The 15,989-nt window shown below is 60.9% G+C and carries 21 protein-coding genes; 14 read left to right on the plus strand and 7 right to left on the minus strand.

From position 1 onward, the window contains the following. Nucleotides 1–109 precede the first annotated feature (109 nt). Entirely contained in the window at nucleotides 110–304 is a 195-nt protein-coding gene (csrA, locus tag HX875_RS16290) for a carbon storage regulator CsrA (protein ID WP_003192511.1), read from the plus strand. Nucleotides 305–424: 120 nt separating this feature from the next. On the opposite strand, the gene HX875_RS16295 is transcribed toward csrA, so the two are convergent. After that, the gene (locus tag HX875_RS16295) at nucleotides 425–883 is read right to left on the minus strand and encodes a DUF2214 family protein (RefSeq protein ID WP_177043914.1); all 459 of its coding nucleotides are present in this window, start codon (nucleotides 881–883) and stop codon (nucleotides 425–427) included. 212 nt (nucleotides 884–1,095) lie between these two features. On the opposite strand from HX875_RS16295, the gene HX875_RS16300 reads away from it, so the two are divergent. Together HX875_RS16300 and HX875_RS16305 are read left to right on the plus strand one after the other, a co-directional pair. Next, nucleotides 1,096–1,314 carry a hypothetical protein gene (locus HX875_RS16300; RefSeq protein WP_371321481.1) on the plus strand — a complete coding sequence of 73 codons (219 nt, stop codon included), beginning with the start codon at nucleotides 1,096–1,098 and terminating at the stop codon, nucleotides 1,312–1,314. Nucleotides 1,315–1,430: 116 nt separating this feature from the next. Further along, nucleotides 1,431–1,745, plus strand: coding sequence for a hypothetical protein (locus HX875_RS16305; protein WP_177043916.1), 315 nt, complete (start codon nucleotides 1,431–1,433; stop codon nucleotides 1,743–1,745). A 17-nt stretch (nucleotides 1,746–1,762) separates the two neighbouring features. On the opposite strand, the gene HX875_RS16310 is transcribed toward HX875_RS16305, so the two are convergent. Further along, nucleotides 1,763–2,437: an HAD family hydrolase gene (locus tag HX875_RS16310; protein WP_177043917.1), complete on the minus strand. Its 675-nt coding sequence runs from the start codon at nucleotides 2,435–2,437 to the stop codon at nucleotides 1,763–1,765. A gap of 251 nt (nucleotides 2,438–2,688) precedes the next feature. Between HX875_RS16310 and HX875_RS16315 the strand changes: the two genes are divergently transcribed. From HX875_RS16315 to HX875_RS16345, 7 genes are all read left to right on the plus strand, one after another. Further along, a complete protein-coding gene (locus tag HX875_RS16315; protein WP_177043918.1) occupies nucleotides 2,689–2,901 on the plus strand; it encodes a phage infection protein in 213 nt (70 codons plus the stop codon). Between the two features lie 169 nt (nucleotides 2,902–3,070). After that, nucleotides 3,071–3,841: an alpha/beta fold hydrolase gene (locus tag HX875_RS16320; RefSeq protein ID WP_177043919.1), complete on the plus strand. Its 771-nt coding sequence runs from the start codon at nucleotides 3,071–3,073 to the stop codon at nucleotides 3,839–3,841. A gap of 111 nt (nucleotides 3,842–3,952) precedes the next feature. After that, nucleotides 3,953–4,204: a DUF2790 domain-containing protein gene (locus HX875_RS16325; protein ID WP_177043920.1), complete on the plus strand. Its 252-nt coding sequence runs from the start codon at nucleotides 3,953–3,955 to the stop codon at nucleotides 4,202–4,204. Nucleotides 4,205–4,254: 50 nt separating this feature from the next. Then, a complete protein-coding gene (locus HX875_RS16330; RefSeq protein WP_010175671.1) occupies nucleotides 4,255–4,926 on the plus strand; it encodes a heavy metal response regulator transcription factor in 672 nt (223 codons plus the stop codon). After that, nucleotides 4,923–6,323, plus strand: coding sequence for a heavy metal sensor histidine kinase (locus HX875_RS16335; protein ID WP_177043921.1), 1,401 nt, complete (start codon nucleotides 4,923–4,925; stop codon nucleotides 6,321–6,323). Before HX875_RS16330 ends, HX875_RS16335 begins: the two co-directional genes overlap by 4 nt. Before the next feature lie 93 nt (nucleotides 6,324–6,416). Beyond that, nucleotides 6,417–6,962, plus strand: coding sequence for a DUF4410 domain-containing protein (locus tag HX875_RS16340; protein ID WP_177043922.1), 546 nt, complete (start codon nucleotides 6,417–6,419; stop codon nucleotides 6,960–6,962). 100 nt (nucleotides 6,963–7,062) lie between these two features. Continuing rightward, nucleotides 7,063–7,566: an SPOR domain-containing protein gene (locus HX875_RS16345; RefSeq protein WP_177043923.1), complete on the plus strand. Its 504-nt coding sequence runs from the start codon at nucleotides 7,063–7,065 to the stop codon at nucleotides 7,564–7,566. A gap of 3 nt (nucleotides 7,567–7,569) precedes the next feature. Here the strand turns inward: HX875_RS16345 and HX875_RS16350 are convergent, their stop codons facing one another. After that, the gene (locus HX875_RS16350; protein WP_177043924.1) at nucleotides 7,570–7,995 is read right to left on the minus strand and encodes a GNAT family N-acetyltransferase; all 426 of its coding nucleotides are present in this window, start codon (nucleotides 7,993–7,995) and stop codon (nucleotides 7,570–7,572) included. A gap of 165 nt (nucleotides 7,996–8,160) precedes the next feature. Between HX875_RS16350 and HX875_RS16355 the strand changes: the two genes are divergently transcribed. Further along, nucleotides 8,161–9,075 carry an SGNH/GDSL hydrolase family protein gene (locus HX875_RS16355; RefSeq protein WP_177043925.1) on the plus strand — a complete coding sequence of 305 codons (915 nt, stop codon included), beginning with the start codon at nucleotides 8,161–8,163 and terminating at the stop codon, nucleotides 9,073–9,075. Nucleotides 9,076–9,084: 9 nt separating this feature from the next. Here HX875_RS16355 and HX875_RS16360 read toward each other — a convergent pair whose 3' ends face one another. Next, nucleotides 9,085–10,287 (minus strand): ROK family transcriptional regulator, encoded by a 1,203-nt coding sequence (locus HX875_RS16360; protein ID WP_177043926.1) that lies wholly within the window; start codon nucleotides 10,285–10,287, stop codon nucleotides 9,085–9,087. 212 nt (nucleotides 10,288–10,499) lie between these two features. Between HX875_RS16360 and HX875_RS16365 the strand changes: the two genes are divergently transcribed. Genes HX875_RS16365 through HX875_RS16375 form a run of 3 tightly spaced genes read left to right on the plus strand, consistent with a single transcriptional unit; the run spans nucleotide 10,500 to nucleotide 13,940 of the window. Further along, nucleotides 10,500–11,903, plus strand: coding sequence for an APC family permease (locus HX875_RS16365; RefSeq protein WP_177043927.1), 1,404 nt, complete (start codon nucleotides 10,500–10,502; stop codon nucleotides 11,901–11,903). Nucleotides 11,904–11,911: 8 nt separating this feature from the next. Then, nucleotides 11,912–12,940 (plus strand): ROK family protein, encoded by a 1,029-nt coding sequence (locus HX875_RS16370; protein WP_177043928.1) that lies wholly within the window; start codon nucleotides 11,912–11,914, stop codon nucleotides 12,938–12,940. Then, the gene (locus tag HX875_RS16375; RefSeq protein WP_177043929.1) at nucleotides 12,921–13,940 is read left to right on the plus strand and encodes an SIS domain-containing protein; all 1,020 of its coding nucleotides are present in this window, start codon (nucleotides 12,921–12,923) and stop codon (nucleotides 13,938–13,940) included. The genes HX875_RS16370 and HX875_RS16375 overlap by 20 nt, the downstream gene beginning before the upstream one ends. Before the next feature lies 1 nt (nucleotide 13,941). On the opposite strand, the gene HX875_RS16380 is transcribed toward HX875_RS16375, so the two are convergent. The 3 genes from HX875_RS16380 to HX875_RS16390 form a co-directional block, all read right to left on the minus strand. Then, a complete protein-coding gene (locus tag HX875_RS16380) occupies nucleotides 13,942–14,418 on the minus strand; it encodes a hypothetical protein (RefSeq protein WP_256348114.1) in 477 nt (158 codons plus the stop codon). A 55-nt stretch (nucleotides 14,419–14,473) separates the two neighbouring features. Next, the gene (locus tag HX875_RS16385) at nucleotides 14,474–15,103 is read right to left on the minus strand and encodes a flagellar biosynthesis protein (protein WP_177043930.1); all 630 of its coding nucleotides are present in this window, start codon (nucleotides 15,101–15,103) and stop codon (nucleotides 14,474–14,476) included. 101 nt (nucleotides 15,104–15,204) lie between these two features. Continuing rightward, nucleotides 15,205–15,978, minus strand: a complete 774-nt coding sequence (locus HX875_RS16390) for an AraC family transcriptional regulator (RefSeq protein ID WP_177043931.1) — start codon at nucleotides 15,976–15,978, stop codon at nucleotides 15,205–15,207. Nucleotides 15,979–15,989 lie beyond the last annotated feature (11 nt).

Below are 15,989 nucleotides of genomic sequence, written 5' to 3' on the forward strand. Positions count from 1 at the left end.
ATGCGTCCTAAAAGAGGCAGCCACAGGGAAGCGCTTCGCAGTAAGCTACACACATCCGACATCTGCCCTGTCTGAACATGTGCCTTTCAAAGCAATCAAGGAGAAGTCCATGCTGATACTCACCCGCAAAGTCGGTGAAAGCATAAATATCGGTGATGACATTACCATCACCATTCTGGGCGTTAGCGGCCAGCAAGTAAGAATCGGCATCAATGCTCCAAAGGACGTTGCCGTGCATCGCGAGGAGATCTACCAACGTATCCAGGCGGGCCTGACGGCTCCGGATAAAAACCAGACACCTTGAAGCGCCTCCAGTAGCCAGCCCTTTCGTTCACTGTAACGGCTGGCGAAAACCTCTTTAGCCTGCTCGCGGCTTTACGCGGCCAGCGCGCCCTATTTCCCTCGCTCCAACCCCGGGCCGCCTTCAGCCAAGGCCGACGCCGCGCGCCATACCCGTTGCCGCGATCATCATCAGCACAACCAGCAGCGCCTGCAGGTGGCTGATGCGTGCAAAAAGACCTGCCTGGTGCAGATCCAGACGCGTGCCCCGAACCAAGCCGATACGCCATTTGATAAAGCGGATCATCGGCGCGAGCTCAAGTAACAAAATTAATGCAAACAGCGTCATCTTCACGTGAAACAACGGCTGGTGCAGGTAATACTCACTGCCTTTTTCGTAACTGCCAAAGGCCCGCAGGCCACCGGTTATCAGGAGCACCAGAGCACTGATCCCCCAGATGTTGTCCGCGATCAACACGCTGCGTACGGTGGATGGGGCACTATCAGAAACACCGCGCAGGGCCTTGCCCCGCGCAAGCACGGCTGATAACGCCATGGCGAATGCCAGTAAATGAACGACTGCAAGAAACCACTGGATGAACATAAGGCGTACTCCCTTCTGTCTGACACATGGCAGGAACCCTGTTCAGTAATAGCCGCTGGCTGCGTTACACGCATGAAACAACCTGCAAACAAAGGGAACTTGTTGAATGTTACAGAGCCGAATCTCGTGACAAATCTTTTACAGTCTGCAGCGCGCCAAGGAGCACGTTGATGAGGCGACCTGGTAAACAACCCCACTTATCCAAGTCCTGGATGATCGCCGTGCTGATAGGCGTGGTCTTTTTTGGGCTGGAATATGGTCTGCGGTACAAAATGGAGGGCACCTCCGACAAGGCCTACTCCTGGCTGGACCTGACGCTGTTCCTGAGCGCCTATTTGTTTTTCTTCTGTCTCAAGCCGATCCAGGCCGCCATTCATCGAAAACTGTGCCGGCGTGCTCCTCGCCGCGAGCGCCGGAAAGCGTCCTCCTGATCCCAGGCAGGGCCCCCGTGAAACCCCGTTTAATCGCTATCAGATCGCCGGTATTTACAGCCGCCCGCCACAACCTATGCTAGGGCGTGCACGGTCAGTGAAAGGTTGCAGCGCAGATGGACACTCTGAGCAAAACTGAAATCGAAGCGGCACTGGCAGCGCGCCTGCCGAGCTACAAAGTCGTATGCACCCTGCATGCCGACGGCACGCTTTCGGCGGTCCTCAGCGGCCCGGAAGCTGATCACTTTGCGGTGACCGGTATCGTCCGGGCGCACCATCGAGGGCCGGAGGCGATTGCCAGGCTCGCCAGCGAAATCCTCAAGGAAATGGTGTTGTCTCGTCAGGGGCTCAAGAGCAACCGCCTCCAGACGCTGGCCGACAACGACCCCGCTGCTGAACCGTCTGCTTACAAAGAAGGCCGATCCGGGTAACCCGATCGGCCTTCTTTTCATGTCAGGCGCTGTAAGTGCAGCAGCCCGGCATCATCGCGCTGAACCTGCAAATGCTCGTACCCGGCAATCGACGGGTGCTCGGTGACCATCGGCACAAGGTGCGTCGACGTCACCACCATCACATCGGCCCCTGCCGCCTCACCGGCGCGAATCCCGACGCTGGCATCTTCAAACACCAGGCAGTCCTGTACCGCCACGCCCAGCCGTTGCGCACCGAGCACATAACAGGCCGGATCCGGCTTGCCGCTGGCGACGTCCTCCGCCGTGACCAGGACCGCCGGCGGATTGATCCCGGCCGCTTGCATACGGCGCAGGGCCAATGCCCTGGGCGCAGACGTGACCAGCGCCCATTGATCGCCAGGCAACGCGTTGAGAAATTCCACCGCGCCGGCAATCGCCACTACCCCTTCCACATCCTCGAGTTCAGCCTCGGTGATCCATTGCGCCTCTGCCTGCGCATCAACACCGGGCAACGCCTGACGGGTGATGGTATCGATGGCCCGGGCGCCATGGATGGTCTTCAGGAACGCCGCGACATCCAGCCCATGGCGTTCAGCCCAGGTGGCCCAGACGCGCTCGGCGGCGGCAATGGAGTTCAGGAGCGTACCGTCCATATCGAACAGAAAGGCACGGTAACGATTGGCGAATACAGCTGAATCGCGGGTGGACACTGCTCGGCTTCCTCTAGCTTTCGTCACCCGGTCTTGGGTGCTGACGAACCACTTGCCTGATGCAATCTACGGATCGGCCCAAACGCTGTAAACCTTATTCCGGGCGACGGTTTTGTATCGGACTGTATGGAAACCCTGCCTGGATACGCGGACCTGCATTTGGCCACGCCCGGGCACACATGGCGGATACACCGCGAGGATCAACTACGACCACCAGCCAATCCGGCTGCCTCACTCGCAGGAGCATCACCATGTTCAATTTCTCGAAAGCTTCCTCCCTGGTATTCGGCCTGGCGGTCGTCGCAGGCCTCGGGCTGTCATCCGTGGCGTCGGCCCACACCCACGCCGCGGTAGTCAAAGGCGAAGCTTCGCACCTGGTTGCCGAGGGTGGTGCGGACCGCCTGCATGAGCGCGGCCTGGCAGAAGGTGGCGCCGAGCGCGTGCAGGCAGCCCGTACGGTGTGATGCGGCATCACACCACGCTGAACCCGGGCAGCCTCCAGGCTGCCCATTGCATTACAAACTTGTCATTAAGCTGTCAGTGTTGCCAGCACCCTCACTTCATACAGTGAAGTCGTCAGTCACCCACAGCGGGTGACCCAACTTCCCACTGATAAAGAAGCGAGCCCGCCCCATGAAACCTGCAAGCAAACTCTGCCTGATCGCCGCCAGCCTGTTGATGCTGGGCACCGGCGCCGCCGTAGCCGGCCCGATTGCCCCGGTGAAAGCCAACAACGTGGTACTGGTACACGGCTCCTGGGCTGACGGCTCCAGCTGGTCCGAAGTGATCACCCGCCTGCAAGCCGCCGGCCTGCATGTGACCGCCGTACAAAACCCGCTGACCTCGGTGGCAGATGACGTCGCCGCCACCAACCGCGTACTCGATCAACAGGACGGTCCTACCGTGCTGGTGGGCCATTCCTACGCTGGTACCGTGGTCAGCGACGCCGGGGCCAACCCGAAGGTCAGCTCGCTGGTGTACGTCGCCGCCCGCGCCCCGGATGCCAACGAAGACTTCGTCGCCCTGTCGGCCAAGTATCCGTCCACGCCCGTACGTGCAGGCGTGGTGGAGTACGACGGCTACCTGACCCTGAACCAGGATGCCTTCCTCAAGTACTTCGCCGCCGACGTGCCTCGCGCCAAAGCCATGGAGTTGTACGCAGTCCAGCAACCCATCGCCAAGACTCTGTTCAGCGGCCGCACCGTCAACGCCGCGTGGCACACCAAGCCGTCCTGGTATGCGGTGTCCAGCAACGACCAGACCATCAACCCGGACCTGGAACGCTTCCTCGCCAAGCGCATGAACGCCACCACCATCGAGCTGCCGTCGAGTCACTTGTCGCTGGTTTCCCACGCCAAGGAAATCACCGACCTGATCCTCGAAGCGTCCGGTCGCCAGCCTTAAGCCCTTCATTACGATCTTGTCATCATCCTGTTGGTTGGCTGTTTGTGTCCCCTGGTTACTGTGAACTCACTGCCGCAGACCGGCAGCCAACCCTTAAAGAGAGATACCGCCATGAAAACTTTTATCCTCGGCTTTGCCGCCCTCCTCGCCACCGGCTCGGCCTTTGCCGATACCACGACCTCGGTGATCCACGACAAACCTGGCTTCTTCATGCACATGGACGTGGCGAAAGTACTGTCGAGCACCGACACCTACGGCCAGTGCGGCATCGTCCCCGCCCGCCTCGACTACCTGGACAGCCAGGGCCGCGAACACGTGCTGGACTACCAGGTACAGGGCATCGGCTGCCCCAATGACAATTGATCGGGCTACACTTGCGCCACGCACAACCGGCACATCAACAGGGCAATCCCATGAATATCCTCGTAGTCGAAGACGAGCCCAAGGCGGGCAACTACCTGCTTAACGGCCTGCAGGAACTGGGTTACTCCGTGAGCCTCGCCCGCGATGGTGTGGACGGTTTGCACCTGGCCCTGGAAACCCCGTTCGACGTGATCGTGCTGGACGTAATGATGCCGAAGATGGACGGCTGGGAAGTGCTGCGTCGCCTGCGCAAGGAAGCCGATACGCCGGTGCTGTTCCTCACCGCCCGGGATGACATCGCCGACCGCATCAAGGGCCTGGAGCTGGGCGCCGATGATTACCTGATCAAGCCGTTTTCCTTCGCCGAACTGGTGGCGCGCCTGCGCACCCTGACCCGGCGCGGGCCGAGCCGTGAAGAAGAACAACTGCAGATCGCCGACCTGCAGATCGACGTGCTCAAGCGCCGCGTCACCCGCGGCGGCGTGCGCATCACCCTGACCAACAAGGAGTTCGCCTTGTTGCACTTGTTTGCCACCCACCAGGACCAGGTCCTGTCGCGCTCGCTGATCGCCTCGCGGGTATGGGACATGAATTTCGACAGCGACACCAACGTGGTCGACGTGGCCGTGCGCCGCCTGCGCCTGAAAATCGACGACCCGTTCCAGCTCAAGCTGATCCACAGCGTGCGCGGCATCGGCTACCGCTTCGATACCCAACCATGAGCCAGCCTCGGCATTACTCCCTGACCCTGCGCCTGGCACTGATCTTTGCCTTGCTGGCCTTCGCCCTGCTGGCCACTCTCGGCGTAGCACTGTACCGCGAGCTTGAGCGCGAACTGATCCACCGTGACGACGCCGCACTGATCTACCGCGTCGACCAACTGCGCAACCTGCTGAACGACAGCAACACCCTGGACCTGATCAAGACCAAGCCGGAGCTGTTCCAGAACATGCTGGGCAACCGCGAGTCGGTGCTGAGCATCGCAGCGCCCGGGCAGAAGCCATTGCTGGAGGTGAACCCCGGTAACATCGACATGCCCGACGTGACCCCGGTACCCCGGGACCACACCCTGGAATTCGCCGACGTGCAGCACTTGCCCGGCATCAACGGCGTGCCCTTCTCTACCCTGGCAGCCACTATCGATTCGGGCGACCTGGGCAGCCTGCAAGTCACCACCGGGCGGCTGATGACCGAGCGCACCGCCGTGCTCGCCAGCTATCGGCTGAGTGTCTACATCCTCGCCAGTATCGCCGCGCTGGTGCTGGCGGTGGTCGGCTACCTGATGGTGCATCGCGGCCTGCTGCCATTGCGGCGCCTGGCGGTGCATGCCCAAGGCATCGGCGTGGGTAACCTCGCCGCGCGCCTCGACAGCCACGGCGCACCGAAAGAACTGCTGCCGATGATTGATTCGTTCAACACCATGCTCGAACGCCTGGCCAAGGGCTTCGTGCAATTGGGCCAGGTCTCCACCGACATGGCCCACGAACTGCGCACACCGATCAATAATTTGCTCGGAGAAACCCAAGTGGCGTTGCAGCAACACCGCAGCGTCGAGGCCTACCAGCAACTGCTCGCCTCCAACGTCGAAGAGCTCGAACGCCTGGCGCGCATGCTCGACAACATGCTGTTCCTGGCCCGCACCGACCCGGCCAGCGCCCTGCGCCAACGCCAGGAACTGGACGCGGCCGACGAAGTGGAACGCATGGCCGACTACTTCGAAGGGCTGGCGGGCGACGTCGACATCAGCATTCTCGCCCAAGGGCACGGGGTGATCTGGGCCGAACCGATGCTGCTGCGCCGTGCCCTGGCCAACCTGTGTGCCAATGCCATCAAATATGGTGCGCCAGGTACCGAACTGCTGATCCGCGCCACGCCCTGCGCCGAGGGTATCAGCCTGAGCGTGACCAACCACGGCGCGACCATTGCGGCGGAGCACTTGCCGAGGTTGTTCGAGCGGTTTTATCGCGTGGATGAATCCCGGGAACGTTCGGCCCATTCCAACGGGTTGGGGCTGTCGATTGTCGCGACCATCATGCTATTGCATAACGGCCGGTACAGCGTGAGCAGTGAAGACGGCGTGACGTGCTTCGCGTTGTTTTTCCCCGGGCGGGAGGCATAGCTGCTTGCCATGGAGCAGGGTCTTCAAGCATCGTAGCGCCCCCATCGGATACGGTGGCTTCCCCTCTCTCAATCTCTGTGGATACGGAAATCAATGAAAACCTCCAAGGCCCTGTTTGCCCTGTCGTTCGCTGTCGCCCTTTCGATGCTGGGTGGTTGTGCCGCCAAGGTAAAAAGCGGCGGTACAGACGCCCTGGCCATTCCGGAATCGGCCAAACAAAACCTGGTGGTGAGCTTTAAAGGCAACACCACCGTCGAGCAAAACCAGGACTGGCCACTGCTCAAGCAACAATGGGGCGCGGCCCTGCAAACCGAAGCGCAACAGGCCGGTTATAGCCTCAAGGAAACGCCAACCATCAACACCGGCAGTGCCGACGGCGTGGGCATCACCATCAACGTCAGCAAGTTCCGCTACCTGACCGCGGGCACCCGCTACGCTGCCGGTGCGCTGGTGGGCAACGCCTGGGTGTTCTCGAAAGCCGACTTTTCCGACTTGAAGTCCGGCGCACCGCTGGGCGCGCGCACCTATGAAACCGAGTCTTCGGCGTGGGAAGGCATTGCGTCGGCCATGACCCAGAAGCAAGTCCAGGCGATTGCCAAGCAAGTAATCGCGGATATCAAGAACGCCAAGGCGCAGTAATCCCCTGGCGGGTATCCATGTTGCCAGCGCTGCGAGTGCCGACGTTGGGCTATGCCCGGCGTCGGCATTGGGCTCGCTAAATAAAGACAAGGACGAATAAATGAGCATCTACCCTCCCCTTTTGCTGGCACTCGCCATTGTGACCGCCTACGTGGCCAGTCAGCGCGGCCGATCAGGGCCAAGATGGTTTGCGATAGCCGTGTTCGTGCCCGTGGTCCCGCTGATTGTCCTCCTGCTGCTGCCACGCATTCCCAAGACCGGTGTTGACGCCCTGGTGCATGAAGACCTGCGCCCCTGCCCCGCCTGTTCCAGCCCCATCAAAGCCGCCGCCGCGCAGTGCAAACACTGTGGCGCCGAGGTGGAGCCCATCGCCCTGAAAAATCGCAGCGGCTGGGTCGTGCGCATTACCGCCGATAGCGATGAAGGGTTTGGCCTGCTGGTGGCGCAATTGCAGGAACTCGATGTGCCCACCGTTCTCGATGAACCTCCCCACGCCTTTGTCGGCCCGTTTGAAGAAAAGGCCCAGGCCCAGAATGTGCTCAGGTATTTGAAGTCCGATCAGGGTTTGGACGGACTGGTGACGTGGCGGTCCGTGAGTCGCTAGCCCTCAGGCCAGGTGCTTCTGGAAAAAGTGGCGTTTGTGCCCTGGCGGGTAGTCGGCGATATGCCCGAACTCGCTGAAGCCCAGTTTTCGATAAAAGCCGGGAGCCTGGAAGCTGAAGGTATCCAGCCAGATCCCCGCGCACTTTTTCTCCCGCGCCAGGTCCTCTGCCGCCTGCATCAGCTTTGAACCGGTGCCTTGGGTGCGCATCGATTCAGGCACGCTCAAGAGTTCAACAAACATCCAGCCATAAGAGATTTTCCCGTAGAGGCCGCCCACCACGTCCTGGCTGACAGGATCGCGCAGCAAAAGCCCGAAGGTTTCAAACGGGTTCTCGCCACACTGGCTGATGTTGTACGCCCTCAGCGGCTGGAGGATGGCCTGGCGCTCTTGTTCCGTAACGTCGAAAGACAACTCTATCGCTGATGCCATCTCAATCTTCCTGATGTGAATGCCCAATCCGGCGGACATTAGCAGCGATAACCCCCTGTCGCATACAGAACAGTCCTTGCGCCCTCAGCTACACACAGGTCGCAACCGCCCCAGGACAAATACCGCGTGGCCGGTACTCTGGGATGACCACCCGGGAGATTTCCAATGACTTTACGCGCTTGCCTGGCCGCTCTATTGGTACTGACCGCCTCCACCGCCTGTGCCGCCCCGCGCTACGATCACCTGTATGCATTCGGCGACAGCTACTCCGACAACGGTGCGGGTGAACGCTTCACCAAAACCCTGGCCACGCAGAAGGTCAAGGATGCGCAGGAACTGCCCGGCTCGCTGTATTGGAAAGGCCGCTGGAGCAACGGCCCGACTGCCGTCGAGAACCTGGCTCGCGCCTTGAAGACCCCCTTGACCGACTACGCCGTCGGCGGCGCCAAGAGTGGCAACGGCAACTACTACGCATGGATGGAACCGGCGCGCGACACCGGCGTTTCGGGCCAGATCGCCGACTACCTGAAATCCGCCAAGGCACACAAGGCGGACCCGAACGCGCTGTATTTCATTTTCATCTCGGCCAACGACTTTTTTGAATGGGCCGACTTCTCACACCCCGAGTCGGTTGCGGTGCTCAGCCAGAACAGCGTAGCGAATATTCAGAAAGCCACCGAGACACTGATTGCCGCAGGCGCCAAACATGTGATGGTGGTGGGCACCACGGATTTGAGTCATGTGCCGGCCGTGGTGCAGGGCAATCAAGTCGAGAACGCGAAAAGCTACCAGCAGGCGCTCGAACAAAAGTTGCCGGTGGTGCTCAGCACATTGGCCAAAACCCATCAGGTCAGCATCAGCTACTTCGACCACGTGGCGTTCAGCGACCAGCTGCGCGCGGCTCCCGGGGTTGCGGGGTTGAAAGACCTTGATACGCCTTGCCAGCACACCTATCCGGACGTGAAGCCCGTGTGTAAAAACCCGGACGCGCATTACTACTGGGATGAATGGCACCCGACGCGCAAGGTCCATGCCCTGGCCGCCGAGGCGATGCTTGAAACCCTGAAGGCCAGACGCTGACAACCGGGTTTATTCTGGCTTGAGCAGCGCCTCATAGTCCGGGCTGATTTCCGCCAGGATCATCAACGCCGCCGCGCCCAGCGCCACCGCGTCGTGCCCGGCGGTGCCCATTTGAATGCGTGGGTGCAGGCGATCCGAGCGGCTGCTGATGGAGCGGCTCAGGGGTTCGAGGCGGGCGATCAGCCGGACCAGAATCGCTTGGGGCAGAAAGCCGCTGATCAGGATGGTCTGCGGGTCGAGTACCGACTCAAGAATGTTGATGGCCTGCTTCAACGCGGGCGCCGCTTCGTCGAGCCAGGCGTCGACGCCTTCGTTGAGTTCCTGATCATTCATGTCCCAGGTCGCCAGGTCCTGCTCGGCCGGATGCCCCAGATGCTCCAGCAGTGCGGCGATGGAGATGTAGCGCTCCAGACAGCCCTGATTCCCGCAATAACAGGCCTTGCCGTCAGGGATCACCGTCATGTGTCCTATCTCGCCGGCGTTGTGCCAATGCCCGGAATACAGGCGGTTATCCAGATACAGGCCCGCCCCCAGGCCGCTGCCGATAAACAGGTGGACGAAGTTGTGCAGGCCGCTGGCGATGCCATACAGGCGCTCGCCCATGGTTGCCGCGGTGGCGTCGTTTTCAATCAGCACCGGCAAGCCGATGTCCCGCTGCAACCGTAGCGGGATGCCCGGGTCGTCCCAGCCGGACATTGCCGTGGGACCCACACAGGTCATGCCTTCAACGCTGAAAGGCCCCGGCAAGGCAATACCGACACCGAGGAAACGGCCTCCCGGACGTTGCTGGCAGAAGTCCTTTACGCAGCCCACGATCAACGGCAACGCCTGATCGAACGTCGGGTAGCTGACCGTCAACGTCACCTGCGCCACCGTCTCGCCGAGCAAATCGAGCAACACGGCAATGATGTGATGTTGTTCGATATGAAAGCCGATTGAGTAGCCACCTTCGGGGTTCAGCGACAGCGGCACCGGCGGCTGGCCACGGCCGCCCTTCTCGGCCGCGTGCGCCAGCAGAACGCCCTCGTCCTGCAGCTCGGTGACGATGTTCGACACCGTCTGCGCCGTCAGCGAGGTCAGCCGCGTGAGATCGGCACGGGTCAGGCGCCCGCTCTGGCGAATGGCTTCCAGGATCACCCGGCGGTTGTGCTGTCGGGCATGTTCGGCGTTGGTGCCGGTGGTCACCGCACGTTTGAGCTTGGGATTTTTCATGGGCTGATAATCCGCCGCCGCAATTAATTAAATCAAGTTGAATTAATACTCACATCGTGCTTTTCTTAGCGCCTCGGACGATTGCGCCTACAGCAATTTCCGATTACGCCCCATAAAAACAATGACGGGTCGATAGAAGCCCCTGATGGCACGCAACCCCTTTGCAACTGCCCTTCTCCCCTTCTGTCACTCGATTAAGAGGTCGTTACCCCATGAGCACGTTGACACCTGTCGATCCGGACTTACCCAATGGCAAACGCAAAATCGGTCTGTTCCCCGCCATCACCCTGAACATGAGCCAGATGTGCGGCGTCGGGCCGTTCATCACCATTCCCACCATGATTGTGATCATGGGCGGCCCCCAGGCTTACCTCGGCTGGATCCTCGGCGCCTTGCTCGCCCTGTGTGACGGGCTGGTATGGGCTGAACTCGGTGCCTCTCTACCGGGCGCGGGCGGTACTTACAATTACCTGCGGGAAGCCTTCGGCAAGCGCACGGGCAAGCTGCTGCCGTTTCTGTTCGTGTGGACGGCCATGCTGTTCATCCCGCTGATCATGTCTACCGGCATCATCGGCTTCGTGCAGTACCTGACGTGGTTCTGGCCGAACATGAGCCAGACCGCCGGTAACCTGATCGGCCTCGCGGTGATCTGGCTGGTCATCGTCATGCTGTGGCGCAAGATCGAGTCCATCGCCAAATTGAGCGTCGTGCTGTGGGTGATCATGCTGATCAGCATCGGTGCGCTGATCGCCGCTGCCTTTACCAATTTCCATGCCGACCTGGCCTTCAGTTTCCCCGAGGGCGCGTTCAACCTCGGCGACAGCAGTTTCTGGCTGGGTATGGCCGGCGGCCTGACCATCGGCATTTACGACTACCTGGGCTACAACACCTCCGCGTACCTGGCCGGTGAAGTCGAGCAACCCGGGAAGGTGATTCCCAAGTCAATCGTGTTTTCGATCCTGGGCATTCTCGCCATCTACCTGTTGATGCAAGTGGGGGTTTTGGGTGTGGTGGATTGGCACCGCATGCTCGACCCCGAATCCGCTGCCTACAAGTCCGTCGCCTCGGTCGTACTCAGTGAAACCTGGGGCAGCACTGCCGCCGGGATCGTCACCGTATTGATCCTGATCACTGCCGTCGCTTCCGTGTTTGCCGGGCTGCTGGGCGGCTCCCGGGTGCCGTTCGAAGCCGCGAAAGACAAGGTGTTTTTCAACGCCTTCAGCAAGGTCCACCCCAAGCACGCGTTCCCGACCTACGGCATCCTGAGCATGGGCCTGCTGACATCCGTGGGCTTCATGATTGGACGCCTGACCGACCTGAATACGCTGATTCAGTTGCTGACCACAGTGATGATCCTGGTGCAGTCGGTGGCGCAGATCATCTCGCTGCTGGTGCTGCGCAAGACCAAGCCACACCTGGCACGACCTTACAAAATGTGGTTGTACCCGGTGCCCGCGATTATCGCGCTGCTGGGTTGGGTCTATATCTATATGGCGTCCAACCATAACGCCCCGGGTGCTTACCCGATCCAGTGGTCGCTGGTGTGGGTAGCGGCCGGCAGCGTGGCATACCTGCTGTGGGCGCGGGTGCAAAAACTGTGGCCTTTCGATAAGTGATGAGCGTTATGCACGAACCATTGGAAACAACGGGCGCTGCGGCGCCCCGGCAAGGGCTGCTGCTGGCGATTGATGTCGGCGGCACCAAGACGCAGGTCGCCTGCTACAACATTGCACACCCGCGCATGAATACACGGATTCTCGCGACCCACGCCGACGGTTTATCCGGTGTGCCGGCACTGCAACGCATCCTGGATGCCGCCCATGCCTGCGTGGCCGAGTTCGGCGACCTGCCGGTGCTGAGCGTGGCGGCGGTGTTTCCCGGGGTGGTGCGCGGGCCCACCTTGCTGATGGCACCCAACACCCCGGGCTTCGAACACCTCGACCTGCACGGGTTGATCGCCCAGGCATTTGGCAATGCCCCGGTGGCCCTCGATAACGATGTGAAGGCCGGCGCCCTCGCCGAAGTCCGCTGGGGCTCGCTGGCCGGTGTCGATAACGCGATCTACCTGAACCTGGGCACCGGCCTTTCGGCGGCGGCGATTGCCAACGGCAAGCTGATTCGCGGCCACAACGGCGCGGCCATGGAAATCGCCTACCTGCTGTCACCGTTTCTCGACCCGGCGCAGCCTGATCAGTGGCGTACCTATGAGCACGGTGGCGCGCCGCTGGAAGAGCTGTTCTCCGGTAACGCCTTGAGCGAGTTGGCGGCGCAGATGCTTGGGCACGGGCATCAGCCGCTAGACCTGTTTTCCAGCGTCGACCCGCAGGTACGCCAGGCGCTGGAGCTGCGCATCGCCGCGTGCGCCGTGCAAGTGGCCAACCTGGCGGTGGCGCTGGATGTGGAGCGCATCGCAATTGGCGGTGGCCTGTACCGCCAGGCCTCGACGCTGGCGCCGATCCTCGAACAGTTGATCCGCCGCGTGGTGCCCTTCCCGCCCACCATCGCCGCTGCGCATTTCACCCACGATGCTCCACTGTGGGGGGCCCTGAGCATGGCCATGGACGCCGTCGGCTTGAATGGCATCGCGCAGCAGGTGCTCAACGCCGGCAACACCCTTTATCAGGAGTTGAGTCATGTCATTGATGCTCAGTGAAACCGCGTCGATCCCGACGATCCTGCAACGCATGCTTGATGATGACCGCGCCGTGCGGGCACTGGCCGCGCAGTTGGCCAGCGACTTGCCGGATCTGATCATCACCGTCGCGCGGGGCAGTTCAGACCACGCGGCCGCTTACTTCAGCTACGCCATGATGAGCCTGATGGGCGTGCCCTGCCTGTCGATTCCCCTGTCACTGGTCAGCCTGCAACACCCGCCGCTGCGCCTGAAAAAATGCTGGGTGGCCGCCTTTTCCCAGTCGGGTAAAAGCCCGGATCTGATCGACAGCGTGAGCTATCTGCAACAACGGGGCGCGGCCTCGGCAGCGCTGGTCAACACCGCTGACTCGCCACTGGCAGCCATCACGGGGAATGAAATCCTCTTGCCCGCCGGCCTGGAACAAAGCGTGGCGGCGACCAAAAGTTATGTAGCAATGTTGATGGCGAGCGCTCAAATCGTGGCCCGCTTGGCGGCCGATAACACCTTGAGCCAAGCGCTGCTGTCGTTGCCGCAGCAGATGAGTGAAGCCGCCGGCGAGGACTGGTCCCGGGTGCTCGACGTGCTGCAAAACGCCGACAAGATGATCGTGATCGGTCGTGGTGCCGCCTTGCCGATTGCCCAGGAAGCCGCGCTCAAGCTCAAGGAAACCTCTGGTATTCAGGCCGAAGCGTTTTCCAGTGCCGAGGTACGTCACGGGCCCATGGAAATCATTGAAGAAGGTTATCCCGTGCTGGTGTTCGCCCCTTCGGGTCCGGAGCAGGCGGGCACCCTGGCGTTCGCCGAAGACATGCGCGCACGGGGCGCCAAGGTGATGGTGGTGGCCCCACATGGCACGGTTTGCAAGGGATTGTTGACCAGCGTTCCGACCGGCCATCCCGTGCTGGAACCGTTCACCATGATCCAGGGGTTTTACCTGATTGCCGCGCGTCTGGCCGTGGCGCGCGGGCGTAATCCGGATCAGCCAAGGTTTCTGAAAAAGGTCACGCAAACCCACTGACTCAAGGGGAACAGCCGCCTACCACGGCTTCTTTCCTGAACGACTCAGGCGCCTGCCCGGTGCTTTTGTCGGTGATCTCCACCCCGCAGCCACTCACGGGTACCGCCTGAATAATTTGATAAGTCGCGCCAACGGCAGGGATAAAACTGGCCACGTTGGCGCAACTGCGAAAATAATTTGCGCCTTCCTTGTTGGCGCCACCGCTGCTCATGACATTCACGTAGACGCGTCGATCGGGGATCAGTAAAAACCGCTCGCTGGCCTCGCCTTTGCGAGTACCCAGCACGCCGGTCTCTGCCGTGTCATTGCAGCCCGGGTCGTAGTAGGCCCAATACATTTGCACGCCACCGTTGAGCAGGGTGTTGGTTCCCTGGATGGCTTCAAGTGTGGCGTGGGGAGCAGTGGGGGCGGGTTGCTGGTAAAAACCGACACAACCTGTGGTCAGGCTGCAGAACAGCGCCAGGGCCAGTTTTTTCAAAGGCAGATCTCCATGAAAAAAGCCCTGTCATCAAGACAGGGCCAGTCGTTGTCCATCAGAGTTTCTTGAAGGTTGCCTGGGAGACTTCCTGAAGACCGGCTTCGGTGATTTTCTTCCAGTCGCTTTCAGTCACCGCCTGCATGCTTTCCTTCTTGCGGGTGATCACTTCCAGGGTGTTGGGGGCCGAGGTTTCGATGCGCAGATGAGACTTGTTGTTCACGTCCACCGAGAAGAAACCCGGGGTAAACCAAGACCAAAACTCGACGATGTGCACCTTCACCGGCTCTGCACCCGTTGCGTTGGCTTCAGTCACCACTTCATAACCCGCCTGCTTGTAGGCCAGGGCTACAGACTCACTGACCAGTTGCGACACCGTACGACCGGACGGCAACAAAACGTCACCCAGCCCTTTCCCGTAGGTGTTGCGCTTGCGGGCGATAGCGCGCTCGGTGATGGTTTTGTCCGTCACTTCGTCGTTTTTCAAGGAGGGGATATCGGCTTCGGGAGGATCAATCTGGAACACACGCTCGTCCACGGCACTGATCAACACCTTTTTACCGTTGCTGGCTGCAGCGACGTGAGCAGCGCTCAGCGGTGCAACGTTCACATCGACTTCCGAACGGCTGGTAGCGCAGCCCGCCAATACCATCAGTGCCACCATCCCCAACGCTATCCGAACGCTCATCTGAATCACCTATTCCATATCGCCATCATTGGCTTGGCCGGGATCGGCCGCGGGTGATTGTATCCGAGTGATAGCAATTAGACATCAACCTCTACATGACATTAACTGCCGGTTGCCTGCCGATACTGCCTCGGCGTAAACCCGGTCAACGCCTTGAACTGCCGGGTAAACGCACTGTGATCCGTATACCCACACTGCAACGCCACCTCAGTAATCGGCATCTCGGTATGCAGCAGCCGGTGCGCATGTTCCAGGCGTACCTTCTGGATCATCTGGCGCGGCGTCAGGTGGAACACGCGCTTGCAGTAGCGCTCCAGTTGCGCCACTGAAATCCCGGCGATCCGCGTCAATTCACCCAGGGTAACGCGCCGGTTGAAATGCGTCCGAATGTGCTCGTCCACCGCCGCCAGGCGTTGATAGGCCGGGTGGGTTTCACTGGCGGTCTGCAGGTCGACCGAGATGCCCGCCAGGCCGATGATTGCACCGTCGCGGTTATACAGCGGCCATTTGTGCGTCAGGCACCAACCCGGCTCGCGGGTGCCGTACAGGTGCAATTCCAGCTGATCCTCCAGGACAAATCCCTGCTCCAGAACCCGCCGATCCTGCTCGGTGTAGCCGGGCCCCAACTGCGCCGGAAATACCTCGGCGCTGGTTTTTCCCAGCAACGGTTGCAGGTGCTTCAACCCGCACCGCTGCACCAGGGTACGGTTGGCCAATACGTAGCGCGCCTGCACGTCCTTGATAAAGATCGCGGCATTGGGAATCACGTCCAGCATCGGCAACAACAGCCCCACGCCGGCCAGTAATTCTTCAATGGTTTGCGGGCGGTGGGTCTCGCTCCCTTGGCAAAGGGTTGCGAACGCGCTCTGCATCATGACGCTCTCTC

This window comes from Pseudomonas yamanorum (assembly GCF_013386765.1).
In the GTDB taxonomy this organism is placed as follows: Bacteria; Pseudomonadota; Gammaproteobacteria; order Pseudomonadales; family Pseudomonadaceae; genus Aquipseudomonas; species Aquipseudomonas yamanorum_A.